At 61.5% G+C, this 21741-nt stretch carries 15 protein-coding genes; 7 read left to right on the forward strand and 8 right to left on the reverse strand.

Annotation, left to right across the window (positions count from 1 at the left end):
• Positions 1-3: 3 nt before the first annotated feature.
• Entirely contained in the window at positions 4-999 is a 996-nt protein-coding gene (gene cra, locus NR126_RS20800) for a catabolite repressor/activator (RefSeq protein ID WP_027619367.1), read from the reverse strand.
• A gap of 301 nt (positions 1000-1300) precedes the next feature.
• Between cra and ptsP the strand changes: the two genes are divergently transcribed.
• Genes ptsP through NR126_RS20815 form a run of 3 tightly spaced genes read left to right on the forward strand, consistent with a single transcriptional unit; the run spans position 1301 to position 6854 of the window.
• Entirely contained in the window at positions 1301-4162 is a 2862-nt protein-coding gene (ptsP, locus tag NR126_RS20805) for a phosphoenolpyruvate--protein phosphotransferase (protein ID WP_256831012.1), read from the forward strand.
• The gene (gene pfkB / locus NR126_RS20810) at positions 4162-5103 is read left to right on the forward strand and encodes a 1-phosphofructokinase (protein ID WP_027619369.1); all 942 of its coding nucleotides are present in this window, start codon (positions 4162-4164) and stop codon (positions 5101-5103) included. The genes ptsP and pfkB overlap by 1 nt, the downstream gene beginning before the upstream one ends.
• 11 nt (positions 5104-5114) lie before the next feature.
• Entirely contained in the window at positions 5115-6854 is a 1740-nt protein-coding gene (locus NR126_RS20815) for a PTS fructose-like transporter subunit IIB (protein WP_105754831.1), read from the forward strand.
• Between the two features lie 57 nt (positions 6855-6911).
• Here the strand turns inward: NR126_RS20815 and NR126_RS20820 are convergent, their stop codons facing one another.
• On the reverse strand, positions 6912-9443 hold the full coding sequence (locus tag NR126_RS20820) for a sulfite reductase flavoprotein subunit alpha (protein ID WP_256831014.1): 2532 nt from the start codon (positions 9441-9443) through the stop codon (positions 6912-6914).
• 131 nt (positions 9444-9574) lie between these two features.
• Entirely contained in the window at positions 9575-11920 is a 2346-nt protein-coding gene (locus tag NR126_RS20825; RefSeq protein WP_256831015.1) for a TonB-dependent siderophore receptor, read from the reverse strand.
• 208 nt (positions 11921-12128) lie between these two features.
• Between NR126_RS20825 and NR126_RS20830 the strand changes: the two genes are divergently transcribed.
• Together NR126_RS20830 and NR126_RS20835 are read left to right on the forward strand one after the other, a co-directional pair.
• Entirely contained in the window at positions 12129-12809 is a 681-nt protein-coding gene (locus NR126_RS20830) for a Fe2+-dependent dioxygenase (protein WP_105754829.1), read from the forward strand.
• Positions 12810-13568, forward strand: a complete 759-nt coding sequence (locus NR126_RS20835) for a tetratricopeptide repeat protein (RefSeq protein ID WP_256831016.1) — start codon at positions 12810-12812, stop codon at positions 13566-13568.
• Positions 13569-13640: 72 nt separating this feature from the next.
• On the opposite strand, the gene NR126_RS20840 is transcribed toward NR126_RS20835, so the two are convergent.
• From NR126_RS20840 to NR126_RS20860, 5 genes are all read right to left on the reverse strand, one after another.
• On the reverse strand, positions 13641-14804 hold the full coding sequence (locus NR126_RS20840) for a type III PLP-dependent enzyme (protein ID WP_027619375.1): 1164 nt from the start codon (positions 14802-14804) through the stop codon (positions 13641-13643).
• A 649-nt stretch (positions 14805-15453) separates the two neighbouring features.
• Positions 15454-16611, reverse strand: a complete 1158-nt coding sequence (locus NR126_RS20845; protein ID WP_027619376.1) for a betaine/proline/choline family ABC transporter ATP-binding protein — start codon at positions 16609-16611, stop codon at positions 15454-15456.
• Positions 16608-17261 carry an ABC transporter permease gene (locus tag NR126_RS20850; RefSeq protein WP_027619377.1) on the reverse strand — a complete coding sequence of 218 codons (654 nt, stop codon included), beginning with the start codon at positions 17259-17261 and terminating at the stop codon, positions 16608-16610. Before NR126_RS20850 ends, NR126_RS20845 begins: the two co-directional genes overlap by 4 nt.
• A 12-nt stretch (positions 17262-17273) precedes the next feature.
• Positions 17274-18167, reverse strand: coding sequence for a glycine betaine ABC transporter substrate-binding protein (locus NR126_RS20855; RefSeq protein ID WP_027619378.1), 894 nt, complete (start codon positions 18165-18167; stop codon positions 17274-17276).
• 20 nt (positions 18168-18187) lie between these two features.
• Positions 18188-18937 carry an ABC transporter permease gene (locus NR126_RS20860; protein ID WP_371321428.1) on the reverse strand — a complete coding sequence of 250 codons (750 nt, stop codon included), beginning with the start codon at positions 18935-18937 and terminating at the stop codon, positions 18188-18190.
• A gap of 296 nt (positions 18938-19233) precedes the next feature.
• On the opposite strand from NR126_RS20860, the gene NR126_RS20865 reads away from it, so the two are divergent.
• Complete coding sequence (locus tag NR126_RS20865) at positions 19234-20817, forward strand: peptide chain release factor 3 (protein WP_027619380.1); 1584 nt, start codon at positions 19234-19236, stop codon at positions 20815-20817.
• Between the two features lie 401 nt (positions 20818-21218).
• A complete protein-coding gene (locus NR126_RS20870) occupies positions 21219-21476 on the forward strand; it encodes a hypothetical protein (protein WP_105754827.1) in 258 nt (85 codons plus the stop codon).
• The last annotated feature ends 265 nt before the right edge of the window (positions 21477-21741 follow it).

The raw sequence follows: 21741 nt of genomic DNA on the forward strand, positions 1-21741 counted from the left end.
GGCTCAGTCCCGGTGTATGCGCTGCTTGAACGTCCGGCCGATGGCTTGCACGCCCGGCTGGTAATGATCGTTTTCGACAGCGGCGAGGGCCAGTTGCAGGGCTTTGTCTGCGATCAGTTGGTGCTGTTGCGCCATGGCGTTGACCGGCAGCGGCAGGAAGTCCAGCAACTGCGTATCACCGAAAGTGCCCAAGCGCAGCGGGCGGTTTTTCAGCGGGTAATCGTGCAGCGCATCGAACACCCCCTGCAGCAGCACGTAGGAGGTGGTGACCAGCGCATCCGGTAAATGTCCCAGGCGTTGCAGCAGCTCTTCCATCATCTGACGGCCGCCTTCGCGGCTGAACGATTCGCCATGTTCGATCATGACCTGGCCCTTGAAGTCGACCAGTGCCTGCTGGAAGCCGGCGGCGCGATCCTGGCTGATGCTCAGCTCGGGGCGTGCGCCCAACAGCACGATCTGCCGCGGTTCAGGTTGCAACAGGCTGCGGGTGAGTTGCAGGCTGGCTTCCCGGTCGTCGCTGATCACCGAGCAGAAGTGTTCAGGCTCCATGACCCGGTCGATGGCAATGATCGGCAAGCCCTTGGCCTGCAGCTGACGATAGCTGTCGTCGCTGGCCGGCAGGCAACTGGCGACGAACAAGGCATCGCAGCGTCGGGCACGGAACAGCTTGAGCAACTGGCGTTCGCTGTCCGGGGCGTCATCGGAGCTGGCGATCAGCAATTGATAGCCACGGGCCCGGGCGCCTTGCTCCAGCAACTTGGCAATGCGCGCGTAACTGGGGTTTTCCAGGTCGGGCAGAATAAAGCCCAGAGTGCGGGTGTGCCGGCTGCGGAGTCCGGCTGCCTGGGGATTGGGCGTGAAACCATGCTGCTCGACGACGGCGCGTACGCGTTCGACCGTGGCATTACTGATGCGCTGCTGTTCGGCCTTGCCATTGATGACGTAGCTGGCGGTGGTCACGGACACACCGGCCAACTGGGCGATATCACTGAGTTTCAACTCGGGAATTCCTTGTTTTTTCGAGCTTGCCCCGACATTTTCGTCAATCCTACCTGAATAAGGCAGCAGACCAATGTCGCACGCATCCGACCGATTGGGCTTCAGGCTTGAGAGATTATCGAGTAACGTGCGCACTTCGCTAGATTAAACGTTTCAGCAAGCGTATTTTCTACAGTATTCGCCCTTTTGTCGGTGCTGCCGCGAAACCGCCAAAGGATGCCTCGAAAAACTGTTCGCATTAAAGCCTAAGCTGATTCATTCAAAACAATACCTGGTGCCCCGGCACCAAAAAGGAGAAAGCATGCTCGAGCTCACTATAGAGCAGATATCCATGGGCCAGAGCGCTGTGGATAAAGCCGCTGCATTGCACCTGCTGGCCGACAAACTGGTCGCCGACGGCCTGGTGGCCGAGGGTTACCTCGCGGGTTTGCAGGCGCGTGAAGCCCAGGGCTCGACGTTTCTCGGCCAGGGCATCGCCATCCCCCACGGCACCCCCGACACCCGCGAGCTGGTGCACACCACCGGCGTGCGCTTGCTGCAGTTCCCTGAAGGGGTGGACTGGGGCGACGGGCACATCGTCTACCTGGCCATCGGCATTGCGGCCAAATCCGATGAACACCTGCGCCTCCTGCAATTGCTCACTCGTGCCCTGGGTGAAACCGATCTGGGCCAGGCCTTGCGCCGGGCCAGCAGTGCCGAAGCCTTGCTCAAACTACTGCAGGGCGCACCCCAGGAGTTGGCGCTGGATGCGCAGATGATCGGCCTGGGCGTGTCCGCTGACGATTTCGAGGAACTGGTGTGGCGTGGCGCCCGCTTGCTGCGCCAGGCCGATTGCGTCAGTAACGGGTTCTCGGCGGTGCTGCAGCAGGTCGAAGCGCTGCCCCTGGGCGATGGCTTGTGGTGGTTGCACAGCGAGCAGACGGTCAAGCGCCCCGGTTTGGCATTTGTCACGCCGGACAAACCGATCCGCTACCTGGGCCAGCCGTTGAGCGGACTGTTCTGCCTGGCCAGCCTGGGAGAAGCTCATCAAGCCTTGCTCGAACGCCTGTGCGCGCTGCTGATCGAAGGCCGTGGCCACGAACTGGGGCGCGCCACCAGCCGCCGTGCAGTGCTGGAAGTCCTCGGCGGTGAGCTGCCTGCCGACTGGCCCAGCGCGCGAATCGCCCTGGCAAACGCCCATGGTTTGCACGCCCGGCCGGCGAAAATCCTCGCGCAGTTAGCGAAGAGTTTTGAGGGTGAAATTCGCCTGCGCATCGTTGATGGCCAGGACAGTGCAGTCTCGGCCAAAAGCCTGAGCAAATTGTTGAGCCTGGGCGCCCGTCGTGGCCAGGTGCTGGAATTGATCGCCGAGCCGAGCATTGCCACCGATGCGCTGCCGGCTCTGTTAGCCGCCATTGAAGAGGGGCTGGGCGAGGAAGTCGAACCGCTGCCGGCATTCAACGAGCGGCGCGAGGTCCTGGCCGACATTGCCGAGGTGCTCATTGCACCGGCATCCGGCAGCCAGATTCCGGCCATCGCAGCGGCTCCAGGCATTGCTATTGGCCCGGCGCATATCCAGGTCCAGCAGGCGATTGATTATCCGTTGCGCGGTGAATCCACCCCCCATGAGCGTGAGCGTCTGCACGGTGCATTGGCCGAAGTACGCAGCGACATCGAAGGGTTGATCCAGCGCAGCAAGGCCAAGGCGATTCGGGAGATTTTTATCACCCACCAGGAGATGCTCGACGACCCGGAGCTGACTGACGAAGTCGACACCCGCCTCAAGCAGGGCGAAAGCGCCGAGGCGGCATGGATGGCCGTCATCGATGCCGCAGCGCGGCAGCAGGAGTCTTTGCAGGACGCCTTGCTCGCCGAACGTGCGGCGGATTTGCGGGATATCGGTCGTCGGGTGCTGGCGCAACTGTGCGGGATCCAGACCCCGAGTGAGCCGGACCAGCCGTACATCCTGGTGATGGATGAAGTCGGCCCTTCCGACGTGGCTCGCCTCGACCCGACGCGGGTGGCCGGCATTCTCACCGCCCGCGGTGGCGCCACAGCCCATAGCGCCATTGTCGCCCGGGCCCTGGGGATTCCGGCGCTTGTGGGCGCCGGTGCCGCGGTGTTGCTGTTGGCCCCGGGCACGCCACTGCTGCTCGACGCGCAGCGCGGTCGCCTGCACGTCGATGCCGACGCCGCCACCCTGCAGCGTGCCAGCGAGGAGCGTGACACCCGCGAGCAGCGCCTCAAGGCCGCCGCCGAACAGCGTCATCAGCCGGCAGTGACCCGCGACGGGCATGCCGTCGAAGTGTTTGCCAACATTGGTGAAAGCGCCGGCGTCACTGGCGCGGTGGAGCAGGGTGCCGAAGGCATTGGCCTGTTGCGCACCGAACTGATCTTCATGGCCCATCCGCAGTTGCCGGACGAAGCCACTCAGGAAGCAGAATACCGTCGAGTGCTCGATGGCCTCGCTGGGCGGCCGCTGGTGGTGCGGACCCTGGATGTGGGTGGCGACAAGCCGCTGCCGTATTGGCCGATTGCCAAGGAAGAAAACCCGTTCCTCGGTGTGCGCGGGATTCGCCTGACGTTGCAGCGCCCACAGGTCATGGAGGCGCAACTGCGTGCCTTGCTGCGTGCCGCCGACAATCGTCCGTTGCGGATCATGTTCCCCATGGTCGGCAGCGTTGAAGAATGGCGTCAGGCGCGGGATATGACCGAGCGTCTGCGCCAGGAAATACCCGTGACGGACCTGCAACTGGGGATCATGATCGAGGTGCCGTCGGCTGCTTTGCTGGCGCCGGTGCTGGCCAAAGAGGTGGACTTTTTCAGCGTCGGCACCAATGACCTGACCCAGTACACCCTGGCCATCGACCGTGGTCACCCGACCTTGTCCGCCCAGGCTGATGGCTTGCACCCGGCGGTCCTGCAACTGATCGACATCACCGTGCGCGCTGCCCATGCCCATGGCAAATGGGTGGGCGTATGCGGCGAACTGGCGGCCGACCCGCTGGCGGTGCCGGTACTGGTCGGACTCGGCGTCGATGAGCTGAGCGTGGGCGCGCGCAGCATCGGTGAGGTCAAGGCGCGGGTGCGCGAGTTGAGCTTGCCCCAGGCACAAGAATTGGCCCGCCAGGCTTTGGCCGTGGGCAGCGCGCAGGAAGTGCGCACGCTAGTGGAGACGCAGTAATGGCACGTATTTTAACCCTGACCCTCAACCCGGCCCTGGACCTCACGGTGCAGTTGCCGCGTCTTGAGGCCGGTCAGGTCAATCGCAGCACGGCGATGCACACCCACGCGGCCGGCAAGGGTGTGAATGTCGCCCAGGTGCTGGCCGACCTGGGTCATCAAGTGACCGTCAGTGGCTTTCTCGGCGAGGACAATTTACAGGCGTTTGAGGCGCTGTTTGCCCGTCGCGGGTTTGTCGATGCCTTCATCCGGGTCGCCGGGGAAACCCGCAGCAATATCAAATTGGCCGAGGCCGATGGACGCATCACCGACCTCAATGGTCCAGGCCCGGTGATCAGTGCCGCTGCCCAGCAGGACTTGCTCGATCGCCTTGAGCAGATTGCCCACGGCCATGACGCCGTTGTCGTTGCCGGCAGTCTGCCCCGTGGTGTCAGCGCGCAGTGGTTGCATGCCTTGGTGCTGCGGCTCAAGGCCAAGGGCCTGAGGGTCGCCCTCGACACCAGTGGTGAAGCGCTGAAGGCGTGCCTTGGCGCCGGTCCGTGGCTGATTAAACCCAACACTGAAGAACTGGCCGAAGTGCTCGGTTGCGCCGTGGTTTCGTCCAAGGCCCAGGCCGAAGCGGCGAGCCGCCTGCACGCCCAGGGCATCGAGCATGTGGTGATTTCCAATGGCGCCGAGGGCGTGAACTGGTTCAGCGTCAGCTCGGCGCTGCATGCCACACCACCACGGGTCAGCGTCGCCAGCACGGTCGGTGCCGGTGACTCCTTGCTGGCGGGCATGCTCCACGGCCTGCTGAGCGCCGATACGCCGGAGCAGACGCTTCGCACGGCCACCGCTATTGCGGCATTGGCAGTCACCCAGATCGGTTTCGGCATCAACGATGCGGCGCATCTGGCGCAGCTCGAACAGGGGGTGCGTGTTCGTCCCCTGACAGAACAATAAGAGGGTTGGTCATGAAGTTAGCCATTGTTACTGCCTGCCCCAACGGCATGGTCACCAGTGTGCTCTGCGCCCGCTTGCTGGATGCGGCGGCGCAGCGCCAGGGTTGGAGCACCAGTGTCGAAGTGCACGATGCGGCGCATCCGGAGCGCCAATTATCAGCCGCGACCCTCGATGAGGCGGAGTGGGTGTTGCTGGTCAGCACTGGGACGCTGGACCTGTCGCGATTCGTCGGCAAGCGTCTGTTCCAGAGCACACCGTCCCAGGCCCTGCAGGACGTCGATGCAGTGTTGCGTCGGGGTGCTGAAGAGGCGCAAATCCATAGCCCGGTGCAAGCGCTGGCCGAACCCGTAGCGCAAGCGCAGGTCGCACCACGTCTGGTGGCCGTCACCGCCTGCCCGACCGGTGTCGCCCACACCTTTATGGCCGCCGAAGCCTTGCAGCAAGCCGCGAAACGCCTGGGCTACGAGCTACAGGTGGAAACCCAGGGCTCGGTCGGCGCGCGCAATCCGTTGAGCGCCGAGGCCATCGAAGCGGCCGACGTGGTGCTGTTGGCGGCGGACATTGAAGTGCCGACCGAGCGTTTCGCCGGCAAAAAAATCTATCGCTGTGGCACTGGTATCGCCCTCAAGCAGGCCGAGGCGACGCTGAATAAAGCGCTCGCCGAAGGCAAGCAGGAGAGCGCCGCCAGCGCTGGCAAGGTGGCCTCCAAACAAGAGAAGACCGGGGTCTACAAGCACCTGCTGACCGGTGTGTCGTTCATGTTGCCAATGGTCGTTGCGGGCGGCTTGTTGATCGCCCTGTCGTTTGTGTTTGGCATCGAAGCTTTCAAAGAACAGGGCAGTCTTGCAGCGGCGCTGATGCAGATCGGTGGCGAGAGCGCTTTCAAATTGATGGTGCCGTTGCTGGCGGGCTACATCGCCTATTCGATCGCCGACCGCCCTGGCCTCGCGCCGGGCATGATTGGCGGGCTGCTGGCGAGCACCCTGGGCGCCGGGTTTATCGGCGGGATCATTGCCGGTTTCCTCGCCGGCTACGCGGCGCAGGCGATCAATCGTTATGCGCGTTTGCCCCAGAGCCTGGAAGCGCTGAAACCGATTCTGATCATTCCGCTGCTGGCGAGTCTGTTCACCGGCCTGGTGATGATCTATGTCGTGGGTAAACCGGTGGCCGGGATGCTTGCCGGCCTGACCCACTTCCTCGACAGCATGGGCACCACCAACGCGATTCTGCTGGGGGTGTTGCTCGGCGGCATGATGTGCGTCGACCTCGGTGGGCCGATCAACAAGGCCGCCTACGCATTCTCGGTGGGGCTGCTGGCCTCGCAGAGTTATGCGCCGATGGCCGCGACCATGGCCGCCGGTATGGTGCCGCCTATTGGTCTGGGCATCGCCACCTTCATCGCCCGCCGCAAGTTCGCCCAGACCGAGCGTGAGGCGGGCAAGGCGGCATTGGTGCTGGGGCTGTGCTTTATCTCCGAAGGCGCGATTCCGTTTGCCGCCAAAGACCCGCTGCGGGTGATTCCGGCGAGCATTGCTGGTGGCGCCTTGACCGGTGCGCTGTCGATGTACTTCGGCTGCAAACTGATGGCGCCACACGGTGGCCTGTTCGTGATGCTGATCCCGAATGCGATCAACCATGCGTTGCTGTATTTGCTGGCGATTGTTGCCGGCAGTCTGTTGACGGCGGTGGTGTATGCGTTGGTCAAGCGACCGGAAGCGGTAGAGCTGACGGTCGAACCCGCCAGCGCCTGATTTCTCCCCCCTCTGTAGGAGCGAGCAAGCTCGCTCCTACAGATACGGGTAGGTGGATCAGTACACGTCCCGGCGATATCGCCCTTGCTCGATCAAACGCTCAACCTCGTCAGGGCCAAGCACCTCGTTGAGCACCTGATCCACCCCCGACGCCATCCCCTGCAAACTGCCGCAGATATAAATCACCGCACCCTCCGCCAGCCACTTTTTCAATAGCGCCGCCGATTCGCGCAACCGATCCTGGACGTAGATTTTCTCAGCCTGATCCCGTGAAAAAGCCAGGTCCAGGCGCTCCAGGTCACCCTCGATCAGCCAGCTCTCCAATTCGTCGCGGCACAGGTAGTCGTGTTCCCGATTACGCTCGCCGAACAGCAGCCAATTGCGTGTCTGGCCGTCGGCTATTCGTGCTTTCAGCAGGCTGCGCAGACCAGCAAGGCCGGTGCCGTTGCCCAGCAGAATCATCGGCACCGGGGTCGGCGGCAGATGGAAGCCGCTGTTGCGCCGTACCCGCAGGCTGATTGGCGAGCCCAGTGGTGCGTGCTCGGTCAGCCAGCCCGAACCGATGCCCAGGCTGCCATCGGCATGCCGTTCCTGGCGCACGATCAACTCCAGCACACCGTCGGCGGCAATCGAGGCGATCGAATATTCGCGCATGGCCAGTGGCACCAGCGCATCGACCAGCGCCTGGGCATGCAGGCCCACCAGATGTGCGCGGTTGTTCGGCAACTGACGGCTGGCCAGGGCTTGCTCAAGGGTTTCCAGCAGACCATCGAGTTGCACCGAGGTGTTGCCGGGGATGCCAAGGCCATCGAGGAAATGCTCAATCGCCCACGGACAGTTGCGTGGCAGCACTTCCACCAGGTCACCTGCCAGCCAACTGCTGTTATCGGGTGCGCTCAAGCCCAGCAAGTACACGCCTGAACCACTGCTATCCGGGTTCATCAGCTCGCGCCGATCAAGGGTCCAGTTGTTGTAGCCAGGGGCCTGCCAAAGTTCGGCCGGGGCCTGCCCGGTCAGCTGACCGAGTTGCTGTTGCCAGTGACGCAGGGCATAGGGATCGCCGCTGTCGACTTCAACCGGGGCAAACAGTGTGGTGCCGCCGTGCTGCGCCAGCCACTGGTGCAGGCGCCGGGCGAAACCGCAGAAGTGCTGGTACTGGCGATCACCCAGGCCGAGCACCGCATAGTTCAGGCTGCTCAGGCTGGCTGCCTGGCCCAGGACCTTGCGCTCGAAAGCACGGGCACTGTCCGGCGCTTCGCCGTCGCCGAAGGTGCTGACCACGAACAATGCGTTGTTCGATTCACGCAGGTCTTGCTCGCTAACGGACGCCAAGGGCTGGACCTTGACCGGCATGCCGGCCGCTTGCAGTTGGCTGGCGGTCTGCCAGGCCAATTGTTCGGCAAACCCACTCTGGCTGGCGAAGCCGATCAACCAGGCCGGAGTGTTGCTATTGCTCGGCGCAAGGTCTTTACGCGCCTGCTTGATCTGGCGTTTCTTGCGTCGACGGTCTAGGTAGAGCAGCCAGCCAGTGATAAAGAACAGCGGCATCAGCAACGAGGTGACCATCAAGATGATGCGTCCGGCGAGGCCGAAATAACTGCCGACGTGCAGCGCGTACACGCTGGTCAACAGTTGCGCCTTGAAGCTCTTGTCGCTGTAGCGATCGTGACGCTTGATCACTCCGGTGGCCGGGTCGAGGCTGATCTGGTTCAACGCACGCTCATGGGGCGAGGTTTTCAGCAGGTAGAACACGGTCGCGGGTTGGCCGGCCACTGGCGGCATACGCACGTTGTAGGCGCTCAGGTCCGGCCCGGCGGCGCTGTAGATGCTGCTCCAGATCGCGTTGTAGTCAGCCACCGGGGGCGGTCCCGCCGGTGGTCGCGCACCGCGACCCTCGCGCACGCGCTCGTTCTGCGGAGCGTCGGACAGCAGTCGGGTCACACCCTTGTTGTACCACTCGTACGACCAGGTCAGCCCGGTCAGGGCCGCCAACAGGTAAGCCAGCAAGCACCAGGTGCCGGCTACCGAGTGCAGGTCCCAATTGAAGCTGCGGCCTTTCTTCTTCCAGTCCAGGGTCAGCCAGGCGCGCCAGCTTTGCCACTGGCGCGGCCAGCGCAGGTAGAGCCCGGACAGGCAGAAAAAGATCAGGATCAGGGTGCAGGCGCCGGTGATCTGCCGACCGGTATCGCCCATCGCCAGGAATCGGTGCAGCTGGAGCATCAGGCCGAAGAAGTCCTGGCCCACGGCATCGCCGGTGAATTCGCCGGTGTACGGGTTGACGTAGCGCATCTGCCCGCGCCGCTCCCCCGGCGGCGGAGTGAAGAACAGGCGCGCGGCATAGCCACTGTCGGTGTCGACCCAGAGCATCGCGACTTTCTTGCCTTCGATGGCCTCGGCCTTGGCCACCAGCTCAACCGGCGGCAACACCCCGGCCGGGAGTTTTTCCACCCGCAACACCTGGGGGTTGATGGCCCGCATGATCTCGTCCTGAAACGACACCGTGGCGCCGGTAAAGCCCATCAAGGCCAGTACCAGGCCTGCGCTGATGCCGAAGAACCAGTGCAGCTGGAACAGGGTTTTCTTCAACACATCGACCGCCTTGTTTCGTTCAAAGAATTTTCACGGCGCGCATTATGCCGTGGGTTGTCTGCAGGCTTTGCCTTTTACGCACAAAGGCCCCGCTCATCGAGATGAACGGGGCCCTGGTGTTCACGCTTCCATCAGAAGTGGAAGTTGGTGCTCAGCAATGCCGTACGGCCCGCCGCCTGGTTGGCGAAGTGGGTCGAGAAAGCTTTGTCGTAGTAGGTTTCGTCGGTCAGGTTCTGCACGTTCAGTTGCAGGTCGATGTTTTTGGTCAGCTTGTAGGCGGCCATTGCATCGTAGCGAACGTAGGAATCAACCATGGTGGTGTTGGCCACGCTGCCGAACACGTCGTCGACGTAGAACGCGCCGCCACCGACGGTCAGCTTCGGCGTGATCTGGTAAGTGGTCCAGACGCTGGCGCTGTTTTTCGGGGTGTTCGGCAATTCGTTGCCGTCGGTCACGCTGAGCGGGCCGCCGTCAACTTGCTCGCTGTCCATGTAGGCGTAGCCGGCGAACACTTGCCACTTGTCGGTGATCTTGCCGGTGGCCGACAACTCGATACCTTGAACGCGGGTTTTGCCGGCGTTTTCATAGGTGGTCGAGTCAACCTGAACGCGGGCGTTGTCTTTCTCGGTACGGAAGATATCGGCGGTCAGCGACAGGCGATCGTTCAGCAGGTCCCACTTGGTGCCGATTTCGTAGTTCTTGGTGGTTTCCGGCTCCATGTCGCTTTTGAGCAGGTTGCCAGCGCGGTCAGTGGATCCAGGTGGCAGGTTTGTTTCCTGGCCTTCACCGACGAAACTGCCCGGTGGAGTCGCCGAGGTGGCGTAGGACGCATAGATGCTGCCATTTTCCGCCGGCTTGTAGACCACGCCGAACTGACCGGTAATGAACTCGCTGGTGTCTTCACCCTTGGCCGCGTTGCCTTTGGTCACGACGGTGGCGCCAGTGGCGTCATAGGTACGGTATTTAGTGTTGAAGTGGTCGTAGCGCAGGCCCATGTTCACGAGCCACTGCTGCGATAGTTCCAGGGTGTCGAACACGTAAATCGCACGGGTGTCGGCCTTGGTGTCGGTGCCGGCGTAGTTGCGCGAGATCGCGCCGTTCCACGGATCGCCCGCGTTCGGGTTGGACAGCGAGGTGCAGTTGAAACCGCTGGATGCGCCGACCATCGACGGGCGGCATTGGGTGCCCGGATCCGTGGGTGTAACTGGCGTGCCTGGCGTGGTGTCGGTGTTGACGAGGTAGCCGGATTTCTCGCTTTCCTCGCGGCTGAACTCGATACCGGTGGAGAAGCTGTTCTTGAAGCCAGCGATGTACACATCACCAAACAGATCGGTCTGGTTGGTGGTGGTGTCGGTGTTGCTGACGCGGGTGTTGGCGCGGCGCCACACCGTACCGTTGTTAACGTTGCCCTTGCTGTCGTCTGGCTGGGTCAGGATGTAGTCCTGCATGCTGCTGCCGTGACGCAGGGTGTTCTTCACGGTCAGCGCGTCGTTCAGGTCGTGCTCGATGGCGAAGGTCGCAGTGTCGGTACGGGTCTTGCGGAAGTCGCGGTTGTCCAGGCCGTAGAAGTTGCTGCTGTCACCGCCGGCGTAGGGCTTGTCCGGATTGGACTTGGTGCGCGCAGCCGAGCCGCCGGCCGGGATGGTGTAAGGAATGCCCGAATCTGGCGTGTCGTTGCTTTCCAGATGGTAGTAGTCGAGGTTGACGCGGGTATCGGTGCCCAGGCCGAAGACCAGGGATGGCGCGACGCCCCAGCGGTCGTAGTCGACGCTGTCACGGCCGGCCACATTGCTTTCGTGGCTCATCAGGTTCAGACGGCCAGCGGCGCTGTCACTGAACTGGTAGTTGCCGTCCAGGGTGTAGCGGCGGGTCTGGTCGGAACCGTAGGTGAAGCCACCGTCGAACGAATCGCCCAGATGCGCCTTCTTGCTCACCAGGTTGATGGTGCCGCCGGCTGCGCCACGACCGCCAATGGCGGAGTTCGGGCCTTTGCTGACTTCGATCGATTCAACGGCGAAGATTTCGCGGCTCTGCGAACCGGTGTCGCGCACGCCGTCGAGGTAGGTATCGCCCTGGGCGTCGAAGCCGCGGATAAACGGACGGTCGCCTTGCGGGTTGCCGCCTTCGCCAGCGCCGAAGGTGATGCCTGGAACGGTGCGCAGGGCGTCCTGCATGTTCAGGGCGCCAGTGTCCTTGAGGACTTGTTGCGGAATCACGGTCACGGAACGTGGGGTGTCAACCAACGGCGCGGTGTACTTGGGCGAGGATGCCTTTTCAACCTGGTAGGACGTTGAGTCCTGCGCCTCACCGGTAACGCTGGTGGCGTCCAGCGCGATCGCATTGCCGGAAGTCTTCGCGTCGGTCTTTTCTGCGGCGAAAACCATCTGGCCGGCGGAGCCGGCGGTGATCGCCACGCCGATGGCGGAAGCGAGCAAGCGCGGCGTGCTGACGGGTGATTGTGGTAGTTGACGTGACATGGTGAATTCCCCTCCCCAAGGATTTGAGGACGCGGAATATAGGGTAAACAGGTATTTCTAACAATTGCGATTTATTGCTATTTGCATTGAATTTACATTCTTTACAATTTGTCCTTACGGTTTTTACGTTCTCGTTCGTCATGCCGGTTTTACTTCATCAATAAGAATCAATACCATTACCGCCCTCTTGACTTTCAGGTATCGCGCCATGCTGCTGCACATTCCCGGCTTGTTCTCCCGTGAGGAGGTGCAGCGCATTCGCGAGGCTCTGCAACAGGCCGATTGGGCGGATGGCAAGATCACCGCCGGGTTCCAGTCGGCGAAGGCCAAGCACAACCTGCAATTGCCCGAAGGCCATGCGCTGGCTCAGGAAATCGGCGCGGCGATGCTCGACCGGTTGTGGAAAAATCCGCGCTTCATGTCAGCCGCGCTGCCGCATAAGGTGTTTCCGCCGCTGCTCAACTGCTACACCGCCGGCGGCAGTTTCGACTTTCATATCGACAACGCCGTGCGCCAGCCCAAAGGCAGCGTCGAGCGGGTGCGCACCGACCTGTCGTCGACCCTGTTCTTCAGCGATCCGGACGAATACGACGGCGGCGAACTGGAGATCCAGGACACCTTCGGCACCCAGCGCGTGAAGTTGCCTGCCGGCGACATGGTGCTGTACCCGGGCACCAGCCTGCACAAGGTCAACGCGGTCACTCGCGGCACGCGTTACGCCTCGTTCTTCTGGACCCAGAGCCTGGTCCGCGAGGACAGCCAGCGTGCCTTGTTGTTCGAGATGGACGAGGCGATCCAGCAATTGACCGCCGACATGCCCGATCACCCCTCGTTGATTCGCTTGACCGGCACCTACCACAACCTGCTTCGGCGCTGGGTCGAGGTGTAAGTGACCGATTTTCGTTTACGCCGCGAAGAAACCCTCGACGCCGAGCGCCTGCGCGCCATGCTCGACGAAAGCCCCGCCCGCGCGGCCCAGGCGATTCTGATCGCCGCCCGCGAAGGTGAACTCGAGGCCCAGGCCTTGCTCGGGCAGATTCTGCTCGACGGCCAGGGCATCGCCCAGGATCAGGCGCTGGCCATGCGTTGGTTCGGCATCGCGGCGCAACAGGGCCACCTGATGGCGCGCAACATGCTCGGCCGTTGTCATGAGCACGGTTGGGGGTGTTCCGCAGACGCTGCCGTTGCCGCGCGACACTATCGAGTCGCCGCCGAAGCGGGCCTGGATTGGGCGATGTATAACCTCGCCAACCTGCTGGCGACCGGGCGCGGGGTGCTCGAGGATCAGCCCCAGGCACTGGGCTTGTATCGTCGTGCCGCTGAACGGGGCCACGCCAAGTCGATGAACCTGGTGGGGCGCTATCTGGAGGAAGGGCGGTTTTGTCCGGCCGATCCGGCGGGCGCGGTCGAGTGGTACCGGCGTTCGGCACAGGGCGGGGATTTTCGCGGGCAGTTCAGCTATGCAGCAGTGCTGGCCGCCCAGGGGCAGATAGAGGCGGCGCTGGGATGGCTGCGTGAGGCGCTGGCGGGTGGCAACCTGAAGTTTCTCGCGGTGGCGAGTCAGGCGCTGGAGAGTGCGCAGGATGTGCGGATTCGGGCGATGGCGGAGGATTACAGGCTACGTATGGAGCAGTTGCAGGTAGCGTAGCAACGCGTTCAGTTTGGGTGAACGCGTTGCTCTCTGGCTTTTCGCGAGCGGGCTCGCTCCTACAGGTCGCTATTAAACGTAGAACGACTTCAGTGGCGGGAAGCCGTTGAATTCAACTGCGCTATAGCTGGTGGTGTAGGCACCGGTGGACAGCCAGTACAGGCGGTCGCCGATGGCCAGGTTCAGCGGCAGGCCGTACTTGTAGTTCTCGTACATGATGTCGGCGCTGTCGCAGGTCGGGCCGGCGATGACCACTTCTTCCATCTCGCCTTTCTTCTCGGTCCAGATCGGGAACTTGATGGCTTCGTCCATGGTTTCGATCAGGCCGGAGAATTTGCCCACGTCGGTGTACACCCAACGCTCGACGGCAGTGCGCGATTTCCGTGCAACCAGCACCACTTCGCTGACCAGGATGCCGGCGTTGGCAATCAACGAACGGCCCGGCTCGAGGATGATTTCCGGCAGGTCGTCGCCGAAGTCTTCCTTGAGGAAGCGGATGATTTCCTCGGCGTAGGTTTCCAGGCTGTTGGTACGGGTGATGTAGTTGGCCGGGAAGCCGCCGCCCATGTTGATCAGCTTGAGGACGATGCCGTCTTCTTCTTTCAGGCGCTCGAAGATCACTTTGACCTTGGCGATCGCTGCGTCCCAGACGCTGATGTCACGCTGTTGCGAACCGACGTGGAACGACACGCCGTACGGCACCAGGCCGAGGTCGCGAGCGAGGATCAGCAGGTCCATGGCCATGTCGGTCTGGCAGCCGAATTTGCGCGACAGTGGCCAGTCAGCGGTGGTCGAGCCTTCGGTAAGGATGCGCACGTAGACTTTCGAACCCGGTGCGGCCTTGGCGATGTTGCGCAGGTCGGCTTCGGAGTCGGTGGAGTACAGGCGCACACCTTTGTCGTAGAAGTAGCGGATGTCCTTGGACTTCTTGATGGTGTTGCCGTAGCTGATGCGGTCGGCGCTGACACCGCGAGCCAGGACCTTGTCCAGCTCGTAGATCGAGGCGATGTCGAAGCTCGAACCCTTTTCCTTGAGCAGATCAATGATCTCGACGGCCGGGTTGGCCTTGACCGCGTAGTAGACCTTGGCGAATTCGAAACCGGCGCGCAGGTCATCATAGGCCTGGGCGATCATCGCGGTGTCGATCACCACGAATGGGGTCTCTTGCTTGTCGGCGAACGCCTTCATTTTCTGAAAGGTATCGCGCGCGAAATAGTCTTCGACCTGGATCGACATATCGGGAAGCTCCTACTGGCAAACGTTAGAAATCAATGGGTGCAAATGAACGTCCTCCGTATCCCCACTTTGGTTCGCCTACTTCCCAAGGCATGTCGCCGAAAGCAAAAAGGCCATGGGATGTTCAGCTTTTCCCTTGGCCTTGCTGTCTCGTCGTCAGTACTTGAGCCGGATGGATCGTTTCCAGCATGGACGTTCGGCGCGAACTTTAGGGCGTGAGGGGCTTGAGAGCAACAAAAAATGTCGCGTTTTTGCACGCTTCTGACGTGCGTCCTCCACAGCACTCTTTGTAGCCGACTCAGATGACGGGCAGATGTTCCCGGAAAATTTTCGGGTGTTAAAAATACCTGCACGTTCGATGCTGATGTGCGCTCGATCATGGGTAAGTGCGATGGGCGCAACATCGGCGACGTTGGCGGCTAGAAAGTTTTCTGTGAGGGATTTTGCGGTTCAAAGTGTGTTTTTTTGCAGTGCCGAGTGTTGAGATTTTTTTCCGGTGGATGCTTTGCTGAGAATGACACGATACCTGTGGGAGCGAGCCTGCTCGCGATAGCAATTTCACAGCCGATACTTTCTTCAGCTGACATTGCGCCATCGCGAGCAGGCTCGCTCCTACAGGTTTTTGCGGTTTAACAGATGGTAAGTGTGATCAAACCGCCGCCACCTCAGCCGGCGACACGATATTGGTCTTCATCCCCCGCGAACGCCCCGAACTCAGGTACGCCGCAATCGACTCCTGCGTCACCTCGCCCAGGAAAACCCGCTCTGCATCCATTACCGGCAGCCACGAGCGGTTGAATTCGTACATGCGCGACAACAGGATGCGCAGGTGTTCGTCGTAGGCCGCCGTAGCGTTGAACTCGCGCAGGTACTGGCCGCAGGTGCCGGTCTGACGGTGCAGGTCGCGACGTCGTACATAACCCAGTGCCTTGTTCTCGGCGCAGGTGACCACCACGTAGCGACGGTCGTGTTCGTCCATCAGTTCCAGTGCGTCGGCCACCGGAGTCTCGGGACTGACGGAGGGCGCGTTGTCTGCCGCGTCTTCGGCCTTGACCAGCAGCAGGCGCTTGAGGGTGCTGTCCTGGCCGACGAAGTTGCTGACAAAGTCATCCGCCGGGTGCGCCAGCAGGGTGTCCGGGTGGTCGATCTGCAGCAGTTTACCGGCGCGGAAGATGGCGATCTTGTCGCCGAGCTTGATCGCTTCGTCGATGTCATGGCTGACCATGATCACCGTCTTGTTCAGCGCTCGCTGCATTTCGAAGAACTCGTTCTGGATCATCTCGCGGTTGATCGGGTCGACCGCACCGAAGGGTTCATCCATCAGCAACAGCGGTGCATCGGCGGCGAGGGCACGAATCACCCCGATCCGCTGTTGCTGGCCACCGGACAATTCACGCGGGTAGCGATGCAGGTACTGCTTGGGCTCGAGCTTGATCATGCTCATCAGCTCGCGGGCGCGGTCGTGGCATTTCTGCTTGTCCCAGCCCAGCAGCTTGGGCACCACCACAATGTTTTCTTCGATGGTCATGTTGGGAAACAGGCCGATCTGCTGGATCACGTAGCCGATGTTACGGCGCAGGGTCACCGCGTCCAGATCGGTGGTGTCTTCGCCGTTGATCAGGATCTTGCCCGAGGTCGGCTTGATCAGGCGATTGATCATCTTCAGCGTGGTGCTCTTGCCGCAGCCCGAGGGGCCGAGGAATACGCAAATTTCGCCTTCGTTGACGGTCAGGCTTACGTCGTTGACGGCGGATACGGTCTTGCCGTTGCTTTGAAAAGTCTTGGTCAGGTTTTGAAGTTCGATCATTTGAGCAGTCCTTTTGGAGTCAGCGAGCGTTGCAGCCATTGCAGGAGCAGGTCGGCGAAAATGGCCAGGAGACTGACCAGCAGCGCGCCGACGATCAGCATCGACATGTCGCTGCGACTGATGGAGGCGAGGATCAGCACGCCGAGGCCGCCGGCGCCGATGGTGGCGGCAATGGTCATCACGCCGATGTTCATCACCACGGCGGTACGCACGCCGGCGAGGATCACCGGCACCGCGATCGGCAGTTCAACCATGCGCAGGCGTTGGCCGAAGGTCATGCCGATGCCGCGCGCGGCTTCGCGAATCCCTGGTTCGACGCCGGTCAGCGCCAGGTAGGTGTTGCGCATGATCGGCAGCAGGGAATAAAGGAACACCGCGGTAATCGCCGGCAGCGGTCCCAGGCCCTGGCCGAATTTCGAGTAGAACGGCAGCAGCAGGCCGAATAGGGCAATCGATGGCACAGTCAGCAGTACGGTGGCGCTGGCCTGCAGCGGTCCGGCAAGCGCGGGGAAGCGGGTCATCAGGATGCCCAGCGGCACGCCGACGACAATCGCCAGGGTCACCGCGATGCCGACCAGGGTGATGTGTTGCCAGGTCAGGTGCAGGACCTGTTGCCAGTCAAGGTGGGAAAAAGCGTTGAAGAAGTCCATGACGTTTTCTCCTCAGTTGATCGGGTGTTGGCGCAGGAAGTCAGCGGCAACCACGGAAGGGCTCTGGTGATCGACATCGACCCGGGCATTGAGCTGGCGCATGGTCTCGTCGTCGAACAGTTCGGCCAGCGGCTTGAGTTGTGCGGCGAGTTGCGGGTGCTGGTCGAGAAACGCCTGACGTACCACTGGGGCAGCGGTGTAGTCCGGGAAGTAGTGTTTGTCGTCTTCCAGCAGCTTGAGCCCGAACGCATTCAGGCGACCGTCGGTGGTGTAGACCAGTCCGGCAAACACCTGGCCGTTGCGCAGCGCGGTGTAGACCAGGCCGGCGTCCATCTGCCGGATGTTCTTGCGCGTCAGGTCCATGTCGTAGAGTTTGACCATGCCAGCCAGACCGTCCGAGCGATTGGCGAACTCAGTGTCCAGCGCCACCAGGTTGTTGCTTTTATTCTCTTGGCGCAGGACCTGGTTGAGGTCACTGATGCTGTTGATCTGCGGGTATTCCTGCGCCACTTTCTGCGGCAGGGCGAGGGCATAGGTGTTGCTGAATTTCGATGGCGTCAGCCAGACCAGGCCTTTTTTCGCGTCGAGTTCTTTCACTCGGGCGTAGGACTGCTCGCTATCGAGTTTCTCAGTGACATGGTTGTAGGCCACCAGCGAAACGCCGGTGTATTCCCAGAGCATGTCCAACTGGCCGCTTTCGTGGGCACTGCGCGCCAGATTACTGCCCAGGCCGCCGGTGACTTGCACCTCGTAACCCTTGGTGCGCAGGTATTGCGAGGTGATTTCGGCGAGCAGGGTCTGTTCGGTGAACACCCGGGCGCCAATGCGGATCAGCGGTTTTTCCGCGGCTTGGGCAAATCCTGCGAACAGCAGGACGCAGCCTAATAAAAAGCTAGTGGTTTTCATGACGATTCCTTTGCCGGGGCTTAAGACGGGCGCAAGCCGCGTTCGAGCCAGAGACGGCTGGCAAGTGTTACCAGGCCATCGAGCAACAACGCCAGCAGGGCGGTGCAGGCCGCGCCGAGCAGCAATTGCGGCTGATTGTTCAGGGCGATGCCGGGGAAAATCAGACTGCCCAGGCTATTGGCGCCGATCAGGAACGCCAGCGGTGCGGTCCCGACGTTGATCGCCAGCGCGACGCGCACGCCACCGATGATGATCGGCACAGCGTTGGGCAATTCGACCTGCCACAGCACCTGACGCGGGGTCATGCCGATGCCGGTGGCGGCTTCCTTGAGTGAAACCTGGACGTTTTTCAGGCCTTCGTAGGTGTTGCGCACGATGGGCAGCAGGGAGGCGAGGAACAGGGCGAAAATCGCCGGGCCGCTGCCAATCCCGAGGATCCCCAGGGCGATGGCCAGGACGGCCAGGGGCGGTACGGTGTTGCCGATGTTGAACACTTGCATGAAGCGTTCGGCGCGACCGGCCATGCTTGGGCGGCTGAGCCAGATACCGGCGGGGATGCCAACGACGAGTGCGGCCAGCATGGACGCGAGAACCAGGATCAGATGAGCTTGCAGGTAAAACAACAAATCGTCGCGGTACAGTTCGATCGTGTTGATGCCGATCCAGTGGATCAGCAGGGCCAGAAGGGCGATTACCAGCGCGCCTCCTATCAGCCCTTTGCCATAGCGAATAGCCACAGGCGGACTCCTTTTTTCAGTCGGCGGACACATTCCCGTGTGGCAACGCCATGCCTGGCGGCCGGGAAAATGTTCACGAAGAGCAGCTCGCCAACGCCGGTAAGAACGGCAGGAGGTCGAGCCATGAGCACAGCCTCGTCAGGCTGATTTTGCAGATGTTTCAGTCCCTGACGAATGGTCGTAACAGGGGAGTGGACGTCTCTACGCTTTAAAAGGTTCCCATCTCAGGCAGCATTTGGCCACCCCTGATGTGCTCAACGGTTCGGTTATTGATTCAAGTTGGGCTATAATCTGCGCCCTTTTTTGAATCACCTGCCAGGCGATTTCCCATGACCAACCAGGCCGCCGAAGTCGCGAAACGCCGCACTTTCGCCATCATTTCCCACCCCGATGCGGGTAAAACCACCATCACCGAGAAACTCTTGTTGATGGGCAAGGCGATTGCGGTTGCCGGCACGGTGAAATCTCGCAAGTCCGACCGCCATGCCACCTCCGACTGGATGGAAATGGAAAAGCAGCGGGGTATCTCGATTACCACGTCGGTCATGCAGTTCCCGTATCGCGAGCACATGATCAACCTGCTCGACACCCCGGGCCATGAAGACTTCTCCGAAGATACCTACCGCACCCTGACCGCGGTCGACTCGGCCTTGATGGTCCTCGACGGCGGTAAGGGTGTAGAGCCACGGACCATCGCGCTGATGGATGTCTGCCGTCTGCGTGACACGCCAATCGTGAGCTTCATCAACAAACTCGACCGCGATATCCGTGACCCGATCGAGCTGCTCGATGAAATCGAAGCGGTCCTGAAGATCAAGGCTGCGCCTATCACCTGGCCGATCGGTTGCTACCGTGACTTCAAGGGTGTCTATCACCTCGCCGACGACTACATCATTGTCTACACCGCTGGCCACGGTCACGAGCGCACCGAAACCAAGATCATCGAGAAACTCGACTCGGACGAAGCCCGCGCCCACCTGGGTGACGAGTACGAGCGTTTCGTCGAGCAACTGGAACTGGTGCAGGGCGCTTGCCACGAATTCAACCAGCAGGAGTTCCTCGACGGTCAGCTGACCCCGGTGTTCTTCGGTACAGCACTCGGCAACTTTGGGGTCGACCATGTGCTCGACGCCGTGGTCGACTGGGCGCCGAAACCGCTGGCACGGGTGGCCAACGAGCGCACCGTGGAGCCGGTGGAAGAGAAGTTCTCGGGCTTCATCTTCAAGATCCAGGCGAACATGGACCCGAAACACCGCGACCGTATCGCCTTCATGCGCATTTGCTCCGGCAAGTACGAAAAAGGCATGAAAATGCGCCACGTGCGTACTGGCAAGGATGTGCGGATCGGCGATGCGCTGACCTTCTTCTCCTCCGAGCGTGAGCAGTTGGAAGAGGCCTACGCCGGCGACATCATCGGCCTGCACAACCACGGCACCATTCAGATCGGCGACACCTTCAGCGAAGGCGAAGTCCTCGGTTTCACCGGCATCCCGCACTTCGCCCCGGAGTTGTTCCGCCGTGTGCGCCTGCGCGATCCGCTGAAGTCCAAGCAACTGCGCCAGGGGCTGCAGCAACTGGCCGAAGAGGGCGCCACCCAGGTGTTCTTCCCGGAACGCAGCAATGACATCATCCTCGGTGCCGTCGGTGTGCTGCAGTTCGACGTGGTCGCCAGCCGCCTGAAAGAGGAATACAAGGTCGAATGCTCCTACGAGCCGATCACCGTTTACTCGGCGCGCTGGGTTGATTGCAGCGACAAGAAGAAGCTTGAGGAATTTTCCAACAAGGCCGTGGAAAACCTCGCGGTCGACGGCGGCGGTCACCTGACCTACCTGGCTCCGACCCGGGTCAACCTGGCGTTGATGGAAGAGCGCTGGCCCGACGTGAAATTCCGCGCGACCCGTGAGCATCACTAAGCGCTGAGCAGCAATACCAAAAACCCCGCACGCGAGAGCTGCGGGGTTTTTTGTTGGCTTCAACTCAATCTGTGGGCTGCACTCCCGCTTGCGACTCGCAGCGGGTGTTGGTTGGCTGGACCCGATTCTCTAATGAGGGAGCGGGCCCGCTCCGGGCGGCGATCCGACGATGAACCTGAGGGCACCGCGTTTCGTCAGGATGCACGCGTCATCGTTGACGCTCTTCGCTGACAAGCCAGCTCCAGTGTTCAGCGGTGTTAGCAAGTTTTGATATAGGTGTTATTCAAATCCAGTCTCTGTGTTTCCGGCATTTCTTTCCATTAGTAAGCGTCCTACCTGAGGAACCGCGCTAGATTTTACTCAGCGCCAGTCAGGCACTTTACGAAAGGAAGGGAGCGGCTATGAACAGGTTGCTGCGGGTGTTGTTGATGTTGAAGGTGTTGGTGATGTTGTCGTTCGGGACGTCGATGGCCTGGGCCGAATGCACGCAGCACGATACCCAGGCGTCGAGTGGGCAGGTCGGACACAGTGGGTTGATGTTGGCCAAGTCGGAATCGGAGCCGGGGGATCAGGGGCAGGGTGGCGCGGGCAATGATGATGACTCGACCACTGATGAGCCTGATTCCGATGATCCGGATGAGGGCGATAGCCAGACGTAGGTTGCCGATAAAAGAAAACCCCGTCGCTGCCGATTGATGCGCAATCGGCAGGGACGGGGTTGATGAGCGCGATGGTGTCCCCTGTAGGAGCGAGCCTGCTCGCGATAGCGGTTAATCAGCCAATATCAATGCCAACTGACCCATCGCCATCGTCGGAACGCCGCCCGGAGCCGGCTCGCTCCTACAGTTCGATCGGTGCAGTTTCAGGCCGCCCCATCCACAAACTGCTCCGCGTAATGACACGCCACCTGCCGACTGTCCACCA

Source organism: Pseudomonas sp. Pse1, from assembly GCF_024519635.1.
GTDB lineage: Bacteria > Pseudomonadota > Gammaproteobacteria > Pseudomonadales > Pseudomonadaceae > Aquipseudomonas.